17 protein-coding genes and 1 other RNA gene are annotated in these 20,741 nt (G+C 39.9%); all 18 read left to right on the top strand.

Annotation, left to right across the window (positions count from 1 at the left end; genetic code table 11):
- Nucleotides 1-10: 10 nt before the first annotated feature.
- The 18 genes from rnr to U2P91_RS00410 all read left to right on the top strand — a co-directional run bounded on the left by rnr (nt 11) and on the right by U2P91_RS00410 (nt 20,667).
- Nucleotides 11-2,143 (top strand): ribonuclease R, encoded by a 2,133-nt coding sequence (gene rnr / locus U2P91_RS00495; RefSeq protein WP_111889679.1) that lies wholly within the window; start codon nt 11-13, stop codon nt 2,141-2,143.
- Nucleotides 2,144-2,195: 52 nt separating this feature from the next.
- Complete coding sequence (gene smpB / locus U2P91_RS00490; RefSeq protein WP_111887223.1) at nt 2,196-2,654, top strand: SsrA-binding protein SmpB; 459 nt, start codon at nt 2,196-2,198, stop codon at nt 2,652-2,654.
- Between the two features lie 10 nt (nt 2,655-2,664).
- Nucleotides 2,665-3,063, top strand: a transfer-messenger RNA (tmRNA) gene (gene ssrA / locus U2P91_RS00485).
- A 471-nt stretch (nt 3,064-3,534) separates the two neighbouring features.
- On the top strand, nt 3,535-4,125 hold the full coding sequence (locus U2P91_RS00480) for a restriction endonuclease subunit S (RefSeq protein ID WP_322518938.1): 591 nt from the start codon (nt 3,535-3,537) through the stop codon (nt 4,123-4,125).
- Complete coding sequence (locus tag U2P91_RS00475) at nt 4,106-7,312, top strand: type I restriction endonuclease subunit R (RefSeq protein WP_322518721.1); 3,207 nt, start codon at nt 4,106-4,108, stop codon at nt 7,310-7,312. The genes U2P91_RS00480 and U2P91_RS00475 overlap by 20 nt, the downstream gene beginning before the upstream one ends.
- Before the next feature lie 59 nt (nt 7,313-7,371).
- Nucleotides 7,372-8,376, top strand: coding sequence for a virulence RhuM family protein (locus U2P91_RS00470; RefSeq protein WP_322518720.1), 1,005 nt, complete (start codon nt 7,372-7,374; stop codon nt 8,374-8,376).
- Nucleotides 8,369-9,589: a restriction endonuclease subunit S gene (locus U2P91_RS00465; protein WP_322518719.1), complete on the top strand. Its 1,221-nt coding sequence runs from the start codon at nt 8,369-8,371 to the stop codon at nt 9,587-9,589. The genes U2P91_RS00470 and U2P91_RS00465 overlap by 8 nt, the downstream gene beginning before the upstream one ends.
- Before the next feature lie 24 nt (nt 9,590-9,613).
- On the top strand, nt 9,614-11,215 hold the full coding sequence (locus U2P91_RS00460; protein WP_322518718.1) for a type I restriction-modification system subunit M: 1,602 nt from the start codon (nt 9,614-9,616) through the stop codon (nt 11,213-11,215).
- A gap of 416 nt (nt 11,216-11,631) precedes the next feature.
- On the top strand, nt 11,632-12,627 hold the full coding sequence (locus U2P91_RS00455; protein WP_322518717.1) for an ABC-three component system protein: 996 nt from the start codon (nt 11,632-11,634) through the stop codon (nt 12,625-12,627).
- A complete protein-coding gene (locus U2P91_RS00450; protein WP_322518716.1) occupies nt 12,620-13,069 on the top strand; it encodes an ABC-three component system middle component 2 in 450 nt (149 codons plus the stop codon). The genes U2P91_RS00455 and U2P91_RS00450 overlap by 8 nt, the downstream gene beginning before the upstream one ends.
- Nucleotides 13,070-13,071: 2 nt before the next feature.
- On the top strand, nt 13,072-14,868 hold the full coding sequence (locus U2P91_RS00445; RefSeq protein WP_322518715.1) for an AAA family ATPase: 1,797 nt from the start codon (nt 13,072-13,074) through the stop codon (nt 14,866-14,868).
- Between the two features lie 177 nt (nt 14,869-15,045).
- Nucleotides 15,046-15,186 carry a hypothetical protein gene (locus tag U2P91_RS00440; protein WP_322518714.1) on the top strand — a complete coding sequence of 47 codons (141 nt, stop codon included), beginning with the start codon at nt 15,046-15,048 and terminating at the stop codon, nt 15,184-15,186.
- Between the two features lie 293 nt (nt 15,187-15,479).
- Nucleotides 15,480-16,043 carry a sigma-70 region 4 domain-containing protein gene (locus U2P91_RS00435; protein WP_322518713.1) on the top strand — a complete coding sequence of 188 codons (564 nt, stop codon included), beginning with the start codon at nt 15,480-15,482 and terminating at the stop codon, nt 16,041-16,043.
- A gap of 292 nt (nt 16,044-16,335) precedes the next feature.
- Nucleotides 16,336-16,680, top strand: a complete 345-nt coding sequence (locus U2P91_RS00430) for an rRNA biogenesis protein rrp5 (RefSeq protein WP_322518712.1) — start codon at nt 16,336-16,338, stop codon at nt 16,678-16,680.
- On the top strand, nt 16,673-17,803 hold the full coding sequence (locus tag U2P91_RS00425) for a DUF2800 domain-containing protein (protein ID WP_322518711.1): 1,131 nt from the start codon (nt 16,673-16,675) through the stop codon (nt 17,801-17,803). Before U2P91_RS00430 ends, U2P91_RS00425 begins: the two co-directional genes overlap by 8 nt.
- A gap of 5 nt (nt 17,804-17,808) precedes the next feature.
- On the top strand, nt 17,809-18,360 hold the full coding sequence (locus tag U2P91_RS00420; RefSeq protein WP_322518710.1) for a DUF2815 family protein: 552 nt from the start codon (nt 17,809-17,811) through the stop codon (nt 18,358-18,360).
- Between the two features lie 76 nt (nt 18,361-18,436).
- The gene (locus U2P91_RS00415; protein ID WP_322518709.1) at nt 18,437-18,616 is read left to right on the top strand and encodes a hypothetical protein; all 180 of its coding nucleotides are present in this window, start codon (nt 18,437-18,439) and stop codon (nt 18,614-18,616) included.
- A gap of 62 nt (nt 18,617-18,678) precedes the next feature.
- Nucleotides 18,679-20,667 carry a DNA polymerase gene (locus U2P91_RS00410; protein ID WP_322518708.1) on the top strand — a complete coding sequence of 663 codons (1,989 nt, stop codon included), beginning with the start codon at nt 18,679-18,681 and terminating at the stop codon, nt 20,665-20,667.
- Nucleotides 20,668-20,741 lie beyond the last annotated feature (74 nt).

Below are 20,741 nucleotides of genomic sequence, written 5' to 3'. Positions count from 1 at the left end.
CGGAGAAAATATGAAAACCAAAGAATTAAAACGGATTGTTAGACGTTTAATGAATGACAAAAAATATCGGAATATGACCTTTGATCAATTGTCGGACTTTATCGGTCTTTCAAAAAAGAAGGATCGACAGATGCTGTCTCATGTCCTGAAAGAGCTTGAAATAAAAGCTAAAGTTGAAAAAGATAGTAACGGGTGCTATCAGAAAACCGATGATTGCCCCAAAATTGTAGGAGTCCTTCGCGGCAATCAGCGTGGTTTTGGTTTTGTTATTCCTGACTATACTATTTTTTCTGAAGATGTGTTTATTCCTGAAAAGTATCTCCATGGTGCTCTGGATATGGACACGGTCTGGGTGCGACTTACCTCCAAACCGGGGGATAAAAGACCAGAAGGGGAAGTGGTGGAAATCATTGACCGGGGTCATAAAAAAATTATTGGACGTTATGAAAAGGGCAAGGGCTTCGGTTTTGTAGTACCGGATAATGATCGCCTTTGTAAGGACATTTTTATTCCCGAACGCCGGGGTAAGAAGGCGATTAACGGTGATAAGGTGGTTGCCCAGATTGTCTCGTGGTCGGATGTGGGAAAAAATCCGGAAGGAGAAATCCTGGAAATTTTGGGAAATGAAGATGAACCGGGTATTGACATTCTTTCTGTATTGAAAGGATATGATATCCCCATGGATTTTACAACGGATGTGGAGCGGGAAACGAATCAGATAAATGACCGGATTGGCTCTGAAGAACTAAAAAAGCGAAAAGATCTCCGGGACGAGCAGATCTTTACCATTGATGGTGATGATGCCAAGGACTATGATGACGCGGTATCGATCCGGAAAAAGAAAAATGGTAACTTTGTACTAAGCGTTCATATTGCCGATGTCAGCCATTATGTCCGACAGGGCAGTGAGATTGATAAATCTGCATTGGATCGTGGTACCAGCGTCTATGTGGTCGATCGGGTGGTCCCGATGTTGCCTTTTAAACTTTCTAATGACGTCTGTAGTCTGGTGCCAAACAAGGACCGGCTAACCTTCAGTTGTGAAATGGAAATCGACAAAAACGGTCAGGTGGTGGATTATGATATTTTTAAATCAGTAATCTGTTCCAAAGCCCGGATGACTTATAAAAAAGTCGATGCCTTACTGGAAGATCGAATCGATAAGGCGGCTGATCTAAAACCGTTTCGATCGGATCTGGTCTTAATGGAGGAACTCCACGAAATTCTGCGTGTGAAACGCCGGCTAAATCGGGGCGCCATCAATTTTGACTTTCCTGAAGCCAAGATTATATTGGATAAACTCGGTTTTCCGGAGGAGGTCATCATTGATGAACGACTAATATCGCATCGTATTATTGAAGAGTTTATGCTGGTCTGTAATGAAACCATTGCTGAACATGTATCCAAACTGGATGCCCCTTTTATTTTTAGAAACCATCCCGAGCCGCATCCGGAAAAACTGGCAGCTTTTCGAACCTTTATCAATCGATATGGGTTTAAACTGGGAAAAAACGATGATCAGGTCCCATCGGGCCACGATTTCCAGCAACTGGTTACCAATATTGCCGGTAAAAATGAAGAGCGGGTCATCACCTTGCTGATGCTCCGAACCATGCAACAGGCTGTTTATGAGGGACACAATCTGGGCCATTATGCCCTGGGAGCAAGCTTCTATACTCACTTTACTTCACCGATAAGGCGCTACCCGGATTTGTTTGTCCATCGCTATTTAGCGAAGGCAATTGCCGGTAAAATTAACAAAAAGTCCCTGGATTATCTGGAAGCGAACATTGAATCTGTTGCTAAACAAGCCTCGGAAACAGAGCGTCGCTCCGAAAACATTGAACGGGAAATTACCAAGCTCAAGATGACCGAATATATGACGCGGCACCTGGAGGAAGAATTTACCGGTCGAATCAGTGGCGTTACCTCCTTCGGTTTTTTTGTTGAACTGGAAAATACCATCGAAGGGTTAGTCCGGCTCCAGGATCTAAAAGATGATTTCTACAACTATGACCCTGAACTCCATCAGCATATTGGAGAGCATCGGGGAAAAATATTCAGACTAGGCCAGGAAATCAGAATAAAAGTGGCAAAGGCCGACGTGAGTTCCAAACAAATCGATTTTGAACCTGTTGAATAATTAAGAAAACTATGCTATAATAAAAAACTAGCTAAGAACAGAGGAGTTGCACATGGGAGAAAATATTAAAATTGTGGCCAAAAATAGAAAAGCACGTCATGATTTTGCCATTGAAGATACCTATGAGGTGGGTCTGGTTTTGGCCGGGACGGAAGTGAAATCCATCCGAGGCGGAAAAGTCAGCCTGAAGGAAAGTTTTGCCGATATCTATAATGGCGAGATTTTCGTTTATCAGATGCATATTGATCCTTATGAGCAGGGGAATATTTATAATAAAGATCCTTTGCGCATTCGTAAGCTCCTGATGCATAAACAGCAGATTAGAAAACTGGTTGGGCTGAAGCAACGGGAAGGCTACACTCTGGTGCCACTGACGCTTTACTTTAAAGATGGTCGGGTTAAAATGGAACTGGCTTTGGCCAAAGGCAAGAAGCTTTATGATAAGCGACACGCCATTGCCGAGCGGGATTCTGACCGACGGATTCAAAAAAGTATGCGGCATAATGGCTAGTTAATTATTTGGGGGCGTACTGGTTTCGACGGGGGTTTTGAAGCTTGAGTAGCGAGTCGATGTTGCCAATCATCGTTAAAAATGGCGCATAAATATAAACGCAAAAACAGAAAAAAGTTACGGGTTAGCTTTAGCAGCGTAATACGCTCTAAAGTTTAATACTAAGACTTCGCAGCATAATTAATGCTGCACGCCTCCCATCTCAACCTGTGGTTTTGGCTTAAGGCGTTCATTGAAGCAGGGAACCGTTTTTGGTAGTGTCTCGCACCATTAACGATCAAGAGGCTGGTTCCTCTTTTTCTATGTCATTGGAGAATGAGGGGAATGAGAAAATAAACAATGACTGCACTCGGAGAAGCTCCTGTGAATGGATTTTCGGACAGGGGTTCGACTCCCCTCGCCTCCACCAAATTTGTACGTAAAAATTGATACAATTAAGGCCGCCTTATGATGAGGTGGCTTTTGTATTTTTTGAAATAAATGGCTTTGTGAAGCGGTTTGAAAACTAATGATGATTAGATAATAAAAAAACAGTTGGCAGTCGAAATTTTGATTCAACGCATAGGTGTGGAAAATTTTTTTAGCAGAATAGGGGTGTGCAAAAGGGTGCATTTTTTGGCAGGGGTGTGCATTTTTATGATTGAGAATGGTGACACAAATTCTGGCACCATTGGCACCAATAAAAACGCTGAAAATGAGGAACAACAGATTCTTGGAATCTAAAAAATAAATCATTCTCTATTGAGGCTGTCTTTTGACGAGGTGACTTTTTATAACACAAGTATTTGTAATTATAATAAATTACAAATACTTGTGTTGTAATCCGATCTCAATTCTGATATAATCCTAAATATAAAAGTAATTTATGAAAGGCACAAAAATGAAAAAGTTAAGTATGCTTGTTGATTTTGTCAGTGGAACACCTCAATTTAGAATTACCGAGAGCATTGATAAACAGTCGCCGATCTACAACTTGTATAGTCAGACCGATTTATTGGAGGATTTAGTTGGTATCCCAGCTGAAGATGATGGTAAAAAACGCCTTCGTACGAGGGATGATGTAAACACACTTTTTACAGGTGATGTTCTTTTCAGTTTGATTTCTGGGAGTGCCTCAGTCATCAGGGAAGAACATAGAGGCTATCTATATACTCAAAACTATGTCAAATTGGTTCCAAAAGAGAAACTCAACGGACAATTTCTTGTTTATTTATTAAATGAAAACAGCGCCATCAAAAAACAATTGCTTAACGGTTTACAAGGGTCGAAAGTTCTAAAATACACACTTAAACAAATAAAAGATCTCGAAATCCCAACATTACCCTTTATAGAGAAGCAAAAAATAATTGGCGAAATATATTTTAAACAATTGCGGTTGCAGGCATTAAAAAATAGGGCAGCTAAGCAGGAAACGATGATACGATTGCACCAACTGGGGGAGGTAATGAAGCATGACAGAGAATCAGTTTGAAACAGAATTAATCGAGTATATCACCAGCGGAACAATCACCAATCCTGAAAAAAACAGTACCATTGATGCAAATGGGGTGGAAGAAAAGCCGGCTCATTATGTGGTGAAAACGAAACTGTGGAAATACGAACAAGATATCAAAACGACCGAAGCATTGTGGGATAATTTCAAAACAATTCTTGAGCAGCACAATCAGAAAACCCTGAATCTGCCCCTCAGTGCGGTGGAATTTGGTCAGGTCAAGAAAATCATTTCGGAGCTTCGGACTCCCTACGAAGGCGGTCAATTTTTATACGGATTAAACGGGGTCTCACAAATTGAAATTGATTTAGACGATGGCCGTCATGTTTTTCTAACAGTTTTTGACCAAAAGCAAATCGGTGCCGGCGATACGGTTTATCAGGTGGTCAATCAGATTGAGCGTCCAGCTGTGATCACCGGCAAGCAGAAGCGGCGTTTTGATACAACCCTACTGATCAATGGGCTGCCGATTATTCAAATTGAAGAAAAATGTGATACCCATGATGTCAATGAAGCCTTAAACCAGATGCATCAATATGCGGACGAAAATCAGTTTCGAGATATCTTCTCCACATTACAAATTTTGGTGGCGATAACGCCCAACAACGTTAAGTATATGGCCAATACCACCGCCGATAAGTTTAATAAGGATTTTGCCTTTAACTGGCAGCGCAAAGAAGATAATACTATTGTCCGCAACTGGAAAGAGTTTGCCGATGCGATGCTGAGCATCCCCATGGCGCATCAAATGGCCACCAACTATATGATTTTAGATGGCACCAGGAACAAACAGATGCTTAAAGTGATGCGCCCTTATCAGGTCTATGCTACCCAAAAGGTGATTGATGGCATCAAGCAGATTGATTTTGATGCCGGCAATAAAAAAGTGGGTTATATTTGGCATACCACCGGCTCCGGTAAAACCATCACCAGTTTTAAGACGGCCTGGCTGGCTTCCCGGATGCCGAAGGTCGATAAAGTCGTCTTTGTAGTCGACCGGATTGCTCTGACTAAACAGACCGATGAAAATTATCAGGCCTATGATCCGGATGGCGATGTCAGCGATGTCACTCGATCAGGAACGGTACAGGGCACCGAAAATACTAACGATCTTAGCCGTAAATTAAAAAGCAAAGACAATCATATTATTGTCACCTCGGTTCAAAAACTGGGGACTCTGGTTAATCGTAAGACCTTCAAGGCACCTGATAAAAACATCGTCTTTATTGTTGATGAAGCACATCGTAGTACCGGGGGCGAGAATTTTGCGACGATTCAAAAGGCCTTTAAGCGATCCGCCTGGGTCGGTTATACCGGGACACCGATGTTTGATGAAACCACGACGGGTCTCAGGTCCGAGGATATTTTCGGGCCGCTGCTGCATGCCTACACCATCCGGGAAGCGATAGCCGATCGTAATGTACTCGGCTTTAAAGTCGATTTTGAAACGACTATCAATGAAACGCAAATGAAGACGGAGTATTTACCGGCCTTTTATCAAAACCTTTATCCCCACTGGACCGATGCCCAGATTCAGTTGAAAATTGACAATCTGACTGACGAAGATATTGATGATACCATCAAACCCAGCTTTTATGATGAGAATCCCGAGCACATTGCTTTAGTCGTTGAGGATATTTTTAAAAACTGGCGCAACCGCTCCAATGAAGGCAAATATAACGCCATCTTCACCACCCATGTCGGCGGCGGCAAAGCCAGCACCCCGATGGCAATGCTCTATTTCCATGAGTTCCAGCGGGTTAATTTAGTAAACAAGGAAAAAGGCAAACAAACCCTCAAAGTCGCTGTAACCTTCAGCCTGAACACCTCAAATAATGAAACCCAATTGGCCACCAACAAAGGCTTATGTGAAGCGATAACGGCCTACAATCAGGAATTCGGTACCAGCTTCGGGATGGATGATGTGGCCAGTTATACCCAGGATGTTACCAGCCGCTTAAACCGCACCGCCACCGACAAGAACTATCTCGACCTGGTGATTGTGGTTGATCAGCTGCTGACCGGTTTTGACGCCCCAGAGTTAAATACCCTTTATGTCGACCGGACCTTAAGAGGGGCCGCCTTGATTCAAGCTTATTCACGCACCAATCGGATTGCCGATATGCAGGAAAAACCCTGGGGCCGGATTGTCAATTACCGCTGGCCAGCCCAGAACGAACAACTGATGAACAAGGCCCTGGCCATCTATGCCAATAAAGATTCAGCCAATTTGTCTGAAGATGAACGTAAAAAAACCATCGAAGATGATGGGATCATCGCCAAGCCTTTTGAAACCGTGTTTACAGAGGTCAAAGATGTGGTGGGACAATTAAAAGAGCTGACCGACGCCTTTCAGGCGCTACCTCCCAGCGAAAAGCAGAAAGAGCAAATGCTTACGCTATTAAGACAGTATAATATGGGGATGTCCAAGCTGAAACAATATGATCCGGAAACCGTAGACGGTGAAAAAATCGGCTTTAATTACGATGCGCCGGATGATTTAATCGCAGCCCTGGGGATGACCTCGACCGAAGAAACGATGTTGACCACGGTGTTAAGCAATGAGTTGCGGCAACAAATCGCCAAAGAAAAAAAAGTTTCCTTCTATCAGATCGAGCTGCGGATGACCCATGTCAAGGATGTTAAGATCGACTATGATTATTTGACTGAACTATTAGAAAAATTACTCAACCAGGTCCATGACAAAGAGCACCAGGCAGCGGTTGATACCAAAGCAAAAATCGATCAGTTTGCCAATGGTCTGGATGACCGAAACTATGCCAGCAAGATTAAAAATGCCGCCAAAACCATTTTTAACGGCCATTACACCGTTGAAAACTATCCGGCCCGATTAAGTGAGAGTGATCCCGTCATTCAAGCCGCCAATGCGGTTAGTCTCGATCGCCAGTTTCAGGATTTTCGCATTAAATGGGGCATCATTGACGTCATCACCAGCGCTCAGATGCGGGAACTATTCAGCCGTCACCGCTATGGCCAGCAGGATCTCGATGATAATGGACAGATTCGGGACATCATTGCCAATGCCAGCGGCGATTATCAGACCCTGGCCCACGATGAAAAAGTCCAGGGTTTGTCCAAGATCAAGTACCGCAATGGCTTGCGGGAAGCTCTGTATGAATTAGCGGATGAGCTGACAGAAAGCTAGGGAAAAACATTGGAATTTTCGAATGACTGGATCAGGACGATTATGAAAAGGAAGGTACAATGAACGAGATACAATTTTTACTATATGAATCCGATGAGAAAATTGAAGTCGTAATGAAAGATGAAACGATCTGGGCGACCCAAAAAGCGATTGCTGGTTTATTCGATGTTGGTGTTCCGGCAATAAGTAAGCACCTTAAGAATATCTTTGAGTCTGGCGAACTAGACGAAAAAGTGGTTGTTTCCATTTTGGAAAATACCACGCAGCATGGCGCAATTGCAGGAAAAACTCAGACCAAAGACGTTAAATTTTATAATCTTGATGCAATTATTTCGGTGGGCTATCGTGTTAACTCCCAAAAGGCCACGAAATTTCGAATCTGGGCGACCGATGTCTTAAAGGACTATATAAAAAAAGGTTTTAAGATCGATGTCGAGCGAATGAAACAAGGTGAAGCGGTCTTTGGCAAAGATTATTTCCGTGAGTTGCTGGAAACGGTTCGCTCCATCAGAGCCAGCGAACGCAGAATTTGGCAACAAATCACCGATGTGTTTGCCGAGATTTCTTACGACTATGATAAGAAATCAGATATTACCAAAAATTTCTATGCAACCGTTCAAAACAAATTTCATTTTGCCATAACCGGTAAAACAGCCGCTGAAATTATTTATGACAGCGCTGATCAGGATAAAGAACACATGGGACTGACGACCTGGAAAAACGCCCCGGATGGTCGAATTTTACAGTCCGATGTGACGGTTGCTAAAAACTATTTATCAGAAAAAGAAATCAGAAGTTTGGAGCGTAATGTTTCGGCGTATTTTGACTATGTGGAACGGCTTCTTGAAGATGAAACCCTCTTATCGATGCAGGATTTTGCGACGAGTATTGATGAATTCCTTAAATTCAACCGGTATGAAATTCTAAAAAGACACGGCCATATCTCACACAATACGGCCAAGCAAAAGGCGATCGGTGAATACAAAGAATTTAATCAACATCAAAAGATTGTTTCTGATTTTGATGAGGAAATCAGAAAGATCCAAGGGGGCGGCAATGAGTAAAAAAAAGAAGATGGTGCCGCAGTTACGGTTCCCGGGGTTTAGCGGGGAGTGGGAAGAGCGGAAATTGGGGGAAGTTTACACTCAGAGAAATGAACGCGGTTTTGATTCGTTACAGATTCTTTCCGTCTCGATTCACCATGGTGTATCAAACGAAGAATTGGACAGTGACACTTTAGGAAAAAAAGTGCGAAGAAGTGAGGATAAGTCACTCTATAAACATGTATATGCTGGAGATCTTGTTCTAAACATGATGCGTGCATGGCAAGGGGCGATCGGCGTTGTACAGACAGAAGGGATGGTAAGTCCTGCATATATTACAGCGATTCCCAGTGCGCAACTTTATCCTCCATTTATGGATTATTGTTTGCGACGTGATGAAACGATTGGTCAGATTGACAATTTGTCTTATGGGGTTACGGACTTCAGGAAACGATTATATTGGGATTCGTTTACTGACGTTTTGTGCTGCATACCTTCGGTAGCTGAACAGGAGAAAATCACTAATTTCTTTAAACAACTCGATCGCTTAATCACCCTTCATCAGCGTAAGCTTACCCATTTGCAAGTCCGAAAAAAAGGGCTGCTGCAAAAAATGTTCCCCAAAGCTGGCGAGCTTTTTCCGGAGCTGCGTTTTCCGGGATTTACGGATGCCTGGGAACAGCGTAAGTTAACTGATGAAGTAGAATTATATAGTGGATTAACATACTCTCCTAACGATGTTATTAAAGGAGGAGGTACACTTGTACTTCGTTCATCCAATGTAAAAAATGGAGAGGTTATTAATGCAGATAATATCTATGTAAAATCAGAGGTTGTTAATGTGGACAATGTACATGAGGGAGATGTTATTGTCGTTGTAAGAAATGGCTCGCGTTCATTAATAGGAAAACACGGTCAAATCAAGGCTAAAATGGACAATACTGTTATAGGAGCATTTATGATGGGAATGAGATCATCAAACACTGCTTTCACAAATGCATTATTAAGTACACCAGTTTTTGATAAAGAAGTGGAAAAAAATCTTGGGGCAACAATTAATCAAATCACAAACGGTATGTTTAAAAATATGCATTTTATGTTTCCAAATGAAGAAGAACAAATCAAAATTGGGGACTACTTTAGTAACCTCGACAACCTTATCACCCTCCACCAACGCAAACTGGACCATCTCCAAAACCGAAAAAAAGCCTTATTGCAACAAATGTTTGTTTAAATACCCAAACGAAAGGATCAACTTATGTCAAATAACACTTTACAATCCATCACCAGTAAACTCTGGGCCATGGCCAACGAGCTGCGGGGCAATATGGACGCCGGCGAATTTAAAAACTATATCCTGGCCTTCATGTTCTACCGCTATTTATCGGAACACCAGGAAGACTATCTGGTTTCCAACCATGTCATTGATGTCATGGCGGGGCAAACCGTTAACGAAGCCTTTAAGGAACAGGCCAGCGAAGCGGATCTGGCTGATTACCTCGATGATATCTCGGCAAGCCTAGGCTATGCCATTGCCCCGGATGACACCTGGGTCTCGTTGACCGAAAAAATTGCCGACAGTCAGGTGATACCCAGCGATTATCAGACGATTTTTGACAACTTTAACCGCAATACCGAGTTAAATAAAGAAGCGGCTCAGGATTTTAGCGGCGTTTTCAATGATATCAACCTCGGCGATTCCCGGCTGGGAGCATCCACTACCGCCCGGGCCAAATCGCTGAATAATATCGTCAAGCTGGTTGATGCGATTGATTATCATGGCGCTGACGGAAAAGATGTACTGGGCGAAATCTACGAATACCTAATCGGTCAATTTGCCGCTTCAGCTGGAAAAAAAGGGGGCGAATTCTACACCCCCCATCAGGTCAGTCAGATTCTGGCCAAGCTGGTGACAGCAGATGTGACGGCCTCCGATACAGCCTTTACCCTGTATGACCCGACCATGGGCTCCGGGTCGCTGCTCTTAACCGTCCGCAGTGAATTGCCAGGCGGCGATCACACCGGGGCCATCAAATTTTACGGCCAGGAATTAAACACCACCACCTACAACCTGGCTCGGATGAATCTGATGATGCATGGGGTTTCGTTTAATAACATGACCCTGCATAATGCTGATACCTTAGAAAGTGACTGGCCCGATGGCCCGGATGCCAAAGGGATTGATCAGCCCCGCAGCTTTGATGCGGTGGTGGCGAATCCGCCCTACTCGGCCAAATGGGATAATCCGGAAAGCAAATTAAAAGACCCCCGTTTTAGCGAATATGGCAAACTGGCTCCAGCTTCAAAGGCCGACTTTGCCTTTATCCTACATAGTCTTTATCACCTTAACAGCACCGGCACGATGGCGATTGTCTTACCCCATGGGGTCTTGTTCCGGGGGGCGGCTGAGGGTAAAATCCGACAGACCCTGATTGAAAAGAACGTTCTCGATACGGTAATCGGTCTGCCAGCTAATTTATTCTACGGCACCAGCATCCCGACGACGATTCTGGTCTTTAAGAAAAACCGCCAAACCAAAGATATTCTCTTCATTGATGCCAGCAATGACTATGAAAAAGGCAAAAATCAGAATAATCTCAGTGACGACCATATCAATAAGATTATCGAGACCTTTAAAACCCGCCAGGATATTGAAAAATATGCTCATGTTGCCTCAATTGACGAAATCCAAGCCAATGATTATAACTTGAATATTCCCCGGTACGTCGATACCTTTGAAGAAGAAGCACCGATTGATCTGGATGAAGTGAATCGTCTACTTCAGCAGGACAATGCCGAAATTGAGCAGTTGGAAAAAGAAATCAATGAGCAGCTTAAACTTCTAGGGGTTGAAATCTAGGATGAAAAATAGAAATGGAGAAAAAACTTGGCACAAAACAAAATAAATACGAGCTAAAAAGAGAATTAGTTCAATGCTCAGGAGGAAATTGATTCCTATATTTTCATAATATATCGACATATATATTCAGATATATACGTATATTTTATACAAATATTTGCATATCCAACGCAAATACTTGTAGGATTGTGCTGATTTAAGGTAGAATAAATTTATAAATAATCATGATTTTTTGAATTAAAAAGTTTCGTTTAATATGAAGTGTAGAAGCATAAAAGCATCATGTTATATTAAAATGAAACATGTGAAAAACCAAATTAAATTTTTATTCACAAGCAATTTACTGGAAAAAGAAATTAATATATTAACAGAATAGTGGTCCTATTAAGAATTTGAATTGAGGGAGGAACGCGGTTATGCATGTATTCAACTACGCTTCATATGCCCAGACTCTTGAACTAGGAATTTCAAAACCGAATATGACAAAAATTGCTATAGCATTGTTCGAGCCAATAATTAACTTAGAGGGGGTTTTAAATCGGAATGGAAATCCATATACAATTACCTCGACGATGGCTAAAGCGTTGTGGGAACAGAAAAAAGATATACCTGAGAATTTAAAAATAGCAACCGGAAGTCTAGAGTTAATTAACAACATAGGAGAATACTTTTATAATCATATAATTGATGATTTAGTTAATCCATTACAAGAATCACAAATGTACTCTGCAATGGTTACACTGATTAGAAATTCTGATTTGCAAAAAGATCAAATTGAAGAACTGATGCAATATTATGAATCGAATGAAAAAGATGAATTTCTCGGACGAGCTTTCCTCTATGCTGTCTCAAAAGATAATTTGCAAAAGGACGCGATTCCTTTTGAAACGCCTGTAGATGCGGATATTCGAACCTTTAAAGAAATGATTAAAAAAAATCATAAAAAACCGATCAGCATTATCCCCCCAGATGATATTGAAGATCACGAGCTTGGATATGTACAAGAGTTATATCGTGTTTATCATGAGGAGACAGGTGAATACTATGTACGTCCGGAAGATTTAGATTCACAGCCAAAGTTGAAGAAAAATTTTAATCGTCAACGTAAAGATTATTATTGTGCTGAAACGATTCATCGAGAATTGCGAGACACGATTAGACTGGACGAAACTGATGGATTTAACATTTTGAAGGATGAAATGTACGATGGCGTTATAACAACTTGTGAGAAGGATTATGATTGTAGTTATAAACGCCTAACCGCTGTTATGGAGCATGCTACAGCTGTTCCCATTTCTCACAATTTACAAGATCGTATGTTAGATTGGGTAAGCCCTGGAGAAAAAAAAGGTGTTTGCCATATGTTGGTGAATGACATGCGACTTACGTGGTTGGAGGATGAAGATGAATAATAATGGATTATTTAATTCTTTGTTTGAGATGGAATTAAGAACACTATTACTTCTTTCAGTAGATGTGAAAAATCCATATGCAATAGAAAGAATTGTAGCGCTTGATTTTATTTCTTGTTATGCGGCGGATTTTAGTTTGCCCCACGGAAATTTACACGGGGAAAACAACTATAAGTACGGTGAAATATCGAACAGGCGTTTGCTCGTTCAGCAAGCAGTTAAGGCTTTAGTTCTTAAGGGTTTGGTCAATGTAGTCATCGGTAGGGGATATCTATTTTCAATTTCAGAACAAGGGAAAATGTTTATAAAAAAATTAGAAAACACCTATGCGAAAGATTATAAGACTATTGCAAAAGCTGCTGTAAAAAAATACAGAAAGGACAGTGACGAGGAAGTGTTGGCTTTAATTCAATATTTTTCCTTAAAGTCACTCAAGGGATAAAAGTGTTTTATATTAAAAAAATATCCTTGCTTACCGGAAACAATGAGATTTCGGTATTGGAGCTTGATTCAGGGCTAAACATCATATATGGAGAATCAAATACCGGGAAAAGTCTAATTGTAGACTGTATTGATTATATGTTTGGGGCGAAGGATCATCGATTTGATTCTAAACTTCAGATAAAACAAATAACATTAGTTTTAGATGTTGACGGCCAAAACTTGACTATGAGAAGAGAAATAGATAGTAATGATTTTGCTGTTTCTAGTTCAGTTAACTATATAAATAGCGGCACATATAAAATCGGAAATACTAAAAATTGTATCAACACTGTATGGCTTCGACTAATGGGAATTGAGGACAAAGTTAAGATTGTCCAAACTACAACAGGACAACCACAGAGGTTAACTTTAAGAACTTTTTATCATATTTTACTTGTTGATGAACAACGCGTACAGTCTATCAGTAGTATTTTATCATCTGGTATTGGTTTTAATAAAAAAGTTGAAACACCAGTTATGTCATCTCTGGTATTTTTTGCCACCGGAAAGAATTTTCTTCCAGAAAAAGCAGAAAAAAATAAACGAACTAAAAATGAACGCAAGGATGCTGTCAAAAAATTTGTTGATAGGAGTATGTCAAAATTAGCGGAACAAAAAGTGAAAGAACTCCAAAACTTTTCAAAAGAAACACCAGCTCAATTAGAAAAAATGATAACTTCTGTAATTGATGAAATCGGGGCAGCAGAAGGAGCCTTAGATGCGGCAACAGACAAAAGTCGAGATATTGCTGATAAAATAATCAGTATTGATGAGCAAAGCGCTGAATGTCGTGTATTACGAAATCGAAATATTTCTCTTATGACACAGTATGAATCGGATATTAAACGATTAACATTTATTGTTGATGGTGATATTCACAGCGACAGTATTGTAAAATTAGATCATTGTCCTTTCTGCAATGGAGAACTACCAAAAGAAAAGACAGAATCTTGTATAGATGCTGCAGTCACTGAGGTTGAAAAAATCGAAGTACAAATTAGGGATTTGCAATCTGTTCAAGAATCTATAACTGAGGAGATAGAAGAACTTGAATCAACAAGGCTTTCGCTTATCGATGAGAGGCGACAAGTTGATTCCATGATTAGAGGAGAGCTTAGACCACAGATTTTGCAGTTGCGTTCACACCTTGCAGATTATACAATGGCTTTAAATCAATATAAAGCGAAAGAAATGATAGACGTGTTTAGCAATGTTTTAGTTGGAGAATTAAAGATTACGGAAAAAGAAGAATCATCAACCCTTAACATAAATATGCCTGGAAAGTTTAACGAAGTTTTTCATGATAAATTAGATCGTATATTAAAGGATTTGTTAGAAGTCTGTAATTATCAACGTTTTGCAGGGGTAAGATTTGATACCGATGATTGTGATATTGTTGTAAATGGTCATTTGAAAAAAAGTCAGGGAAAAGGCTTTAGAGCTTATCTTAATACAATACTGGCAATTGCAATTCAGATATGTCTTGATGAATATAATCTTTACAGGCCTCAAATTTTAGTTGTAGATTCCCCAATTCTTTCATTAAAAGAGAAAGAAGATCATATTGGAGAAGAACACACTTCAGATACAATGAAAAGTGGTCTTTTTAGTTATTTATTAGATAACCAAAATACACGCCAAACGATTATTATTGAAAATGAGATTCCAAATCTAGATTATACATCGGCCCATCTCATCAAATTTACTAAAGATGAAAATATCGGACGGTATGGTCTAATAAAAGATTATAGAGATTAATAAGGTTTATTGTGGAGTCACTCACATTATGTGAGTGGCTCTTTTTTTATTGTCATGAAATATATTTCAACTGTATTTCAGCTATATTTCAAGTTGATTACAGATTTCTTATTTTGAAGTAAATTAAGTACAGGCATTAAATAAGCCTGAAATTTTGGATGAATGGAGGTGATTAGTATGGCAAAGAATTCAAAACAAACATCAAAATCAGTAGCTTCTAAAGCAAGTAAGATTTTGAGAGATGCACGTTATAGTTTAAAAGCCAAGTCTGTAGCTGGAAGTGCTTTAGCGCAGACGAGAAAAAGCAAGAAAAAATAATGTTACATAACGATAGGTGCTAACGTGTTAGAAAGCGAATTGCCTATCCCACCTTTATGGGGGAAAGAAAAATTATTTAATACCCAAAATTAATATTCGAGAGCCTGATTTAGCTATAAGGGCATGGATACAAATATTGACCGTCACTGTGAAAAAAGTGATGGGTGCAATATGAAGTACCCTTATTTCCTTATGCTTAATTTTCAGGCAAATGGTCGGTGTACTTCATAGGCACCGACTTTATTTGATTTCCTTGCCCTTCTGCTAAATAGGCAGAAAGGTAAGGAAATTTAATGAAATTTCGTAAAACAAGACAGGAAGACCGTAACGTGTATCGTTACCCAATTAGTGTACCAGAGGGAAAGGGTGGTTACAGAACCGAGTATATCATAATCCATCCTGGAGAAGATGGCGTTACTGAGACGAACATTAAAACACTGCATTCATTGGATGACAGTGAAGTTTATTATAATTGTAAAAATGGACATCCGCCATTTACAGAAGAAGAAAAGATCGCTAATAAAATCTGGGAGGATGAGCACCTCGATGAAAATGCTCCAAAGAACTGGAATCTTTCGCTAGAGGGACTTTGCGAAAATGATGACGGTGAAGATTTCACTGATAAAAGTAAAATTTTAGCAGATGCATATTGTGAAATGCATCAGGATATTCCTAGCGATGTTGAACGGTTGCGAGAGATCGTTGAGACAATGCCGCAAAAAAGAAAAGAAGCCTATCTGCTTGTCGTAATCGAAGGGTACAACAAGACCGAAGCAGCGAAAATAATGGAAACTAGTCCAGCAAATATTACTATTCATATTAACAAGGCAAAAGAATACATAAAAGAAAATTTTTAAAAAATATTTTTCAGCGGGACTTAAAAATTCCGCTGATTTTTTTGACTAAGACTTGTAAGGGAGAATACCTTACAGAAAGCGAGGTTGTCGATATGGCATTAAAACATAAGATCATTATTAATGTCTCGGACCCAAGCGGAAAAAAATCGACTGTATTGAGAGGTGCGAATATGCGATTGCCATCGAGAATCATAAAATTTCTATTTGGCGATTTCACACAAGTGTATCTGCTTGCACCTGGTCAGACGGTTGAATCCGTTGATGTTAAAGAGCTTAAGGAAGGAGGGACGATATGAGCAGGGTAAAACTTTTACTTGATGTAATTTCCGATGTTCGTACATTGGCTGACAGTTTGCAGGCGATAGCAGATGCAATGATTGAGGATAAATCTGAACCAGCTGAAGTAAATAAGAAAAAGGAAACTGCGCAGGAAGATAAACTGCATAATAAAAATTCCACTACTAAAAGCGAATTCTCATTGGAAGATGTTCGGGTGATCCTGGCTCAAAAAAGCCAGAATGGATTTACGACTGAAGTCAGGGATTTAATTCAGAAATATGGCGGTAGTCGGTTATCCGAGATAGACCCGGTTAATTATGGAAATATCATCACAGAGGCGGAGGTCTTAGGTGAGTAAACATGCGTTGCTTTCGCCGTCAAGTTCATTCAGATGGTTGAATTGTGCACCCAGTGCTTTGCTGGAATCGGAATTCGAGAATAGGACAAGTCAAGCTGCGGAAGAAGGTACTGCAGCTCATGCATTATGTGAGTATAAGCTGAAGGCGATGTTACATCGGGAAAGTAAAAAGCCAACTTTGGATTACGATAATGATGAAATGCAGGAACATACAGATGCCTATGTGGCTTTTGTTATGGAACAGTATGAAATTGAAAAGCAAAATTGTAAGGATCCATTAGTATTAATTGAACAGCGTGTTGATTTTTCAGATTATGTACCTGGCGGCTATGGTACCGCTGATTGTATCATTGTTTCAGATAATAAGTTGCATGTCATTGATTTCAAATTTGGCATGACAATGATAGAAGCCTTCGATAATCCGCAGCTGAAATGTTATGCGATTGGGGCCCTTGTTTATAGCATTTTGTTTGACTTTGAAGAGGTGGCAATGACAATTTTTCAACCACGAAGAGAGAATGTCAGTACATGGATGATCTCTGTTTCTGATCTAATGGAATGGGCTGAAAATGAACTGAAACCGAAAGCTCAAATGGCAAAAAATAGTGAAGGTAATTATTGTCCTGGTAAGTGGTGTACCTTCTGTCGTGCGGCAGTCAGGTGTAGAGCAAGAGCCGAAGAAAAGCTGAAACTGGCTCAGGATGAATTCAAATCTCCATCACTTTTAACAGACGAAGAGATTGAAGAATTTTTATCTGTTATTCCGGATCTGACAAAATGGGCTAATGAAATTATGGCATATGCCACAGATTCAGCAATTAATCATGGTAAAAAATGGAATGGGTTCAAGATTGTATCAGGTCGCTCTGTTCGTAAATATAAGGATGAAGATCTGGTTGCAAAAACAGCTATAGCACACGGTTATACTGAGATTTACCAACAGAACTTAATTTCCTTAACGGTAATGCAAAAATTAATGGGCAAAAAACAATTTGAAAATATCCTTGGGGATCTTATTTTCAAACCGGTTGGAAAACCTGTCTTGGTTCCAGGTACGGATAAAAGACCGGCAATAAACGTATCAAATGCAAAAAACGAATTTAACGAAATAATGGAGGATTAATTAATATGGCAAACGTAAATAAAACAAAGGTTATCACAGGCAAAAACACAAGGCTCTCTTATTTTCATGGATGGGAACCCGTATCTATAAATAATGATTCTCAACCAAAATTTAGTGTATGTGTTCTTATTCCCAAAGAAGATACAGAAACGGTCGATGCGATCAATCAGGCGATTGATGCTGCGATTGAAGAAGGTGTTGCTAAATTTGGTGGTAAGAAGCCAAATAAAGCCGCGATCAAATTGCCATTAAGAGATGGCGATGTTGAACGTGATGATGAGGCATATCAGGGACACTGGTTTATCAATGCAAATAGCAAAACAGCACCACAAATTGTTGACAAAGATGTGAAACCAATTCTTGACCGGGATGAAGTTTATAGCGGATGTTATGCAAGAGTATCATTAAATTTTTATGCTTTTAATTCAAACGGAAATAAGGGTGTGGCATGTGGACTTGGAAATATTCAAAAAATAAAAAATGGGGAAGTGATGGGAAATCGGACTAATGCTGCTGATGATTTTTCAACTGTTGAAGATAACGATTTTCTAGCATAGGAAAAGAAAATATGATTTTGGCTACGGTGTGAAATACCACCGTCAGCCTTAAAACGAAAATATGAGGTGAAACGATATGAACGAATTATATGAATTTGCTAAACAGGTTGATGTTTTCTTTATTTTCGCCATTATTTATGTACTGGTTGTTAATACGATCGGATCTCTAATAATGGGGATTATTCACTGGATCAAGAAGCAAAGAAAGAAACTTAAAGAAAAGAAAACCGAAAAAAATAATATTACTGAAGAATAAATGTAGCTGACGGTGAAGGTTTATCCTCCACCGTTTTTCTTTAAGAAAGGACGAGTTTTATTATGACATCAATATCAATCGATATAGAAACATTTTCAAGTGTTAATCTTCAAAAATCTGGAGTTTATCGTTATGCTGAAAGCGATGATTTTGAAATTTTGCTGTTTGGATACTCGATAGATGGCGGCGATGTAAAGGTAATTGACATCGCATGTGGTGAAAAGATACCGCAACAAATTATTGAGGCTATTATTGACGAATCTGTTATTAAGTGGGCATTTAATGCGCAGTTTGAGCGAATATGCTTGTCCAGATATTTATCAGATCTTGGTATAAGCTTTGATCCGTTCTATGATAATCATCCATTATCTGATCATTGTGCAAGATACTTAAATCCATCATCATGGTGCTGCACGATGGTATGGGCAGCAACGCTTGGTCTCCCTTTATCACTGGAAGGGGTTGGGGCGGTTTTAAACTTAGAAAAGCAGAAATTGCAGGAGGGCAAAAAACTCATAAAATATTTTTGTATTCCCTGTTCAAAAACCAATGCAAATGATGGTCGAACCCGAAATATGCCTGATCATGATATCGATAAGTGGCGGCAGTTCGTGGCCTATAATGTCAGAGATATTGAAACTGAGATGGGAATTCAGAATAAATTATCACGTTTTCCGGCTCCAGAAAGCATTTGGAATGAATATCATCTTGATCAGGAGATAAATGATCGGGGCGTTGGTATGGATATGCAGTTAGTCAGTCATGCAATTGCTTTTGATGAAGAAATCAGGCGTAAGTGCCTTGCAAGGGCGCAGAAGCTTACAGGTCTTGAAAATCCAAATTCACCAATACAGCTTAAGGAATGGTTAACGTCTCAGGGAGTTAGGGTGAATAGCCTGACAAAGGCAGAGGTAGCCAATCTTATGAAGAAAGCAACTGGGAAACCATTGGAAGTTTTACAGCTCAGAGTGCTTCTTTCAAAATCATCTGTTCGTAAATATACTGCTATGGAAAATGTAGTTTGCAAAAATAGCCGTGCCCGAGGAATGTTCCAGTTTTATGGTGCAAATCGAACCGGTAGATTTTCGGGACGTCTTATACAACTTCAAAATTTACCACAAAATCATATGTCTGATCTTGCTGAAGCTCGTGGATTAGTACGTAGCGGTAATTATAATGCACTGGAATTTTTGTATGATGATATCCCGGATACACTTTCACAGCTAATTCGAACTGCGTTTGTACCACAAGGAGATAAGAAATTTATCGTAGCTGACATGGCATCAATTGAAGCTCGTCTTCTTGCTTGGCTTGCAGGTGAACAATGGCGGATGAAGGTATTTGAGGAAGGCAAAGATATTTATTGTAGTTCAGCAAGTCAGATGTTTGGAGTTCCAGTTGAAAAATACGGCATCAATGGACATCTTCGCCAGAAGGGCAAAATTGCAGAACTGGCACTTGGTTACGGCGGATCAGTAGGGGCATTGAAAGCGATGGGGGCACTGGATATGGGTCTTACCGAAGAAGAATTAAAACCGCTTGTTAATATATGGAGAAACTCCAATCCGATGATTACAGCTTTATGGTGGGATGTAGACAGTGCTGTTAAAACCTGTGTAAAGCAAAGAATTTCAACTGAAACGCATGGCATAAGATTTACGTATCAGAGTGGATTTCTGTTTATTATTCTTCCGTCTGGACGAAGACTGGCTTATGTAAAACCGCGCTTAGGAGTGAACCAATTTGGAGGTGAGTCTGTAACTTATGAGGGTATTGGCTCTACAAAAAAGTGGGAACGCCTGGAAAGCTATGGCCCTAAATTTGTGGAGAACGTCATACAGGCAATTGCCAGAGATATTTTAATGTTTGCTATGCAAACATTAAGGAATTGTTCAATTGTGGCTCATGTCCACGATGAAATAATAATAGAATGCGATAAAGAGATGTCGCTTGATGCTGTATGTGAGCAAATGGGTCAAACTCCACCATGGGCACAAGGATTACTGCTTCGTGCTGACGGTTATGAATGTGACTTTTACAAAAAAGATTAAATATTTTTAGCAGGACTTAAAAATCCTGCTATTTTTTTTGACTGAGATTTAGGAGGCAAGGGTCTCTAAATAAA

The sequence above is a fragment of the Acetobacterium sp. K1/6 genome (assembly GCF_034438075.1).
Taxonomy (GTDB): domain Bacteria; phylum Bacillota; class Clostridia; order Eubacteriales; family Eubacteriaceae; genus Acetobacterium; species Acetobacterium carbinolicum.
This window is presented reverse-complemented; position numbering and strand designations above follow the sequence as displayed.

What these genes read in the sequence shown, in the direction of transcription:
- rnr (WP_111889679.1), top strand. Translation starts at nt 11, where the DNA reads ATGAAAACCAAAGAATTAAAACGGATTGTTAGACGTTTAATGAATGAC.
- smpB (WP_111887223.1), top strand. Translation starts at nt 2,196, where the DNA reads ATGGGAGAAAATATTAAAATTGTGGCCAAAAATAGAAAAGCACGTCAT.
- U2P91_RS00480 (WP_322518938.1), top strand. Translation starts at nt 3,535, where the DNA reads ATGAAAAAGTTAAGTATGCTTGTTGATTTTGTCAGTGGAACACCTCAA.
- U2P91_RS00475 (WP_322518721.1), top strand. Translation starts at nt 4,106, where the DNA reads ATGACAGAGAATCAGTTTGAAACAGAATTAATCGAGTATATCACCAGC.
- U2P91_RS00470 (WP_322518720.1), top strand. Translation starts at nt 7,372, where the DNA reads ATGAACGAGATACAATTTTTACTATATGAATCCGATGAGAAAATTGAA.
- U2P91_RS00465 (WP_322518719.1), top strand. Translation starts at nt 8,369, where the DNA reads ATGAGTAAAAAAAAGAAGATGGTGCCGCAGTTACGGTTCCCGGGGTTT.
- U2P91_RS00460 (WP_322518718.1), top strand. Translation starts at nt 9,614, where the DNA reads ATGTCAAATAACACTTTACAATCCATCACCAGTAAACTCTGGGCCATG.
- U2P91_RS00455 (WP_322518717.1), top strand. Translation starts at nt 11,632, where the DNA reads ATGCATGTATTCAACTACGCTTCATATGCCCAGACTCTTGAACTAGGA.
- U2P91_RS00450 (WP_322518716.1), top strand. Translation starts at nt 12,620, where the DNA reads ATGAATAATAATGGATTATTTAATTCTTTGTTTGAGATGGAATTAAGA.
- U2P91_RS00440 (WP_322518714.1), top strand. Translation starts at nt 15,046, where the DNA reads ATGGCAAAGAATTCAAAACAAACATCAAAATCAGTAGCTTCTAAAGCA.
- U2P91_RS00435 (WP_322518713.1), top strand. Translation starts at nt 15,480, where the DNA reads ATGAAATTTCGTAAAACAAGACAGGAAGACCGTAACGTGTATCGTTAC.
- U2P91_RS00430 (WP_322518712.1), top strand. Translation starts at nt 16,336, where the DNA reads ATGAGCAGGGTAAAACTTTTACTTGATGTAATTTCCGATGTTCGTACA.
- U2P91_RS00420 (WP_322518710.1), top strand. Translation starts at nt 17,809, where the DNA reads ATGGCAAACGTAAATAAAACAAAGGTTATCACAGGCAAAAACACAAGG.
- U2P91_RS00415 (WP_322518709.1), top strand. Translation starts at nt 18,437, where the DNA reads ATGAACGAATTATATGAATTTGCTAAACAGGTTGATGTTTTCTTTATT.
- U2P91_RS00410 (WP_322518708.1), top strand. Translation starts at nt 18,679, where the DNA reads ATGACATCAATATCAATCGATATAGAAACATTTTCAAGTGTTAATCTT.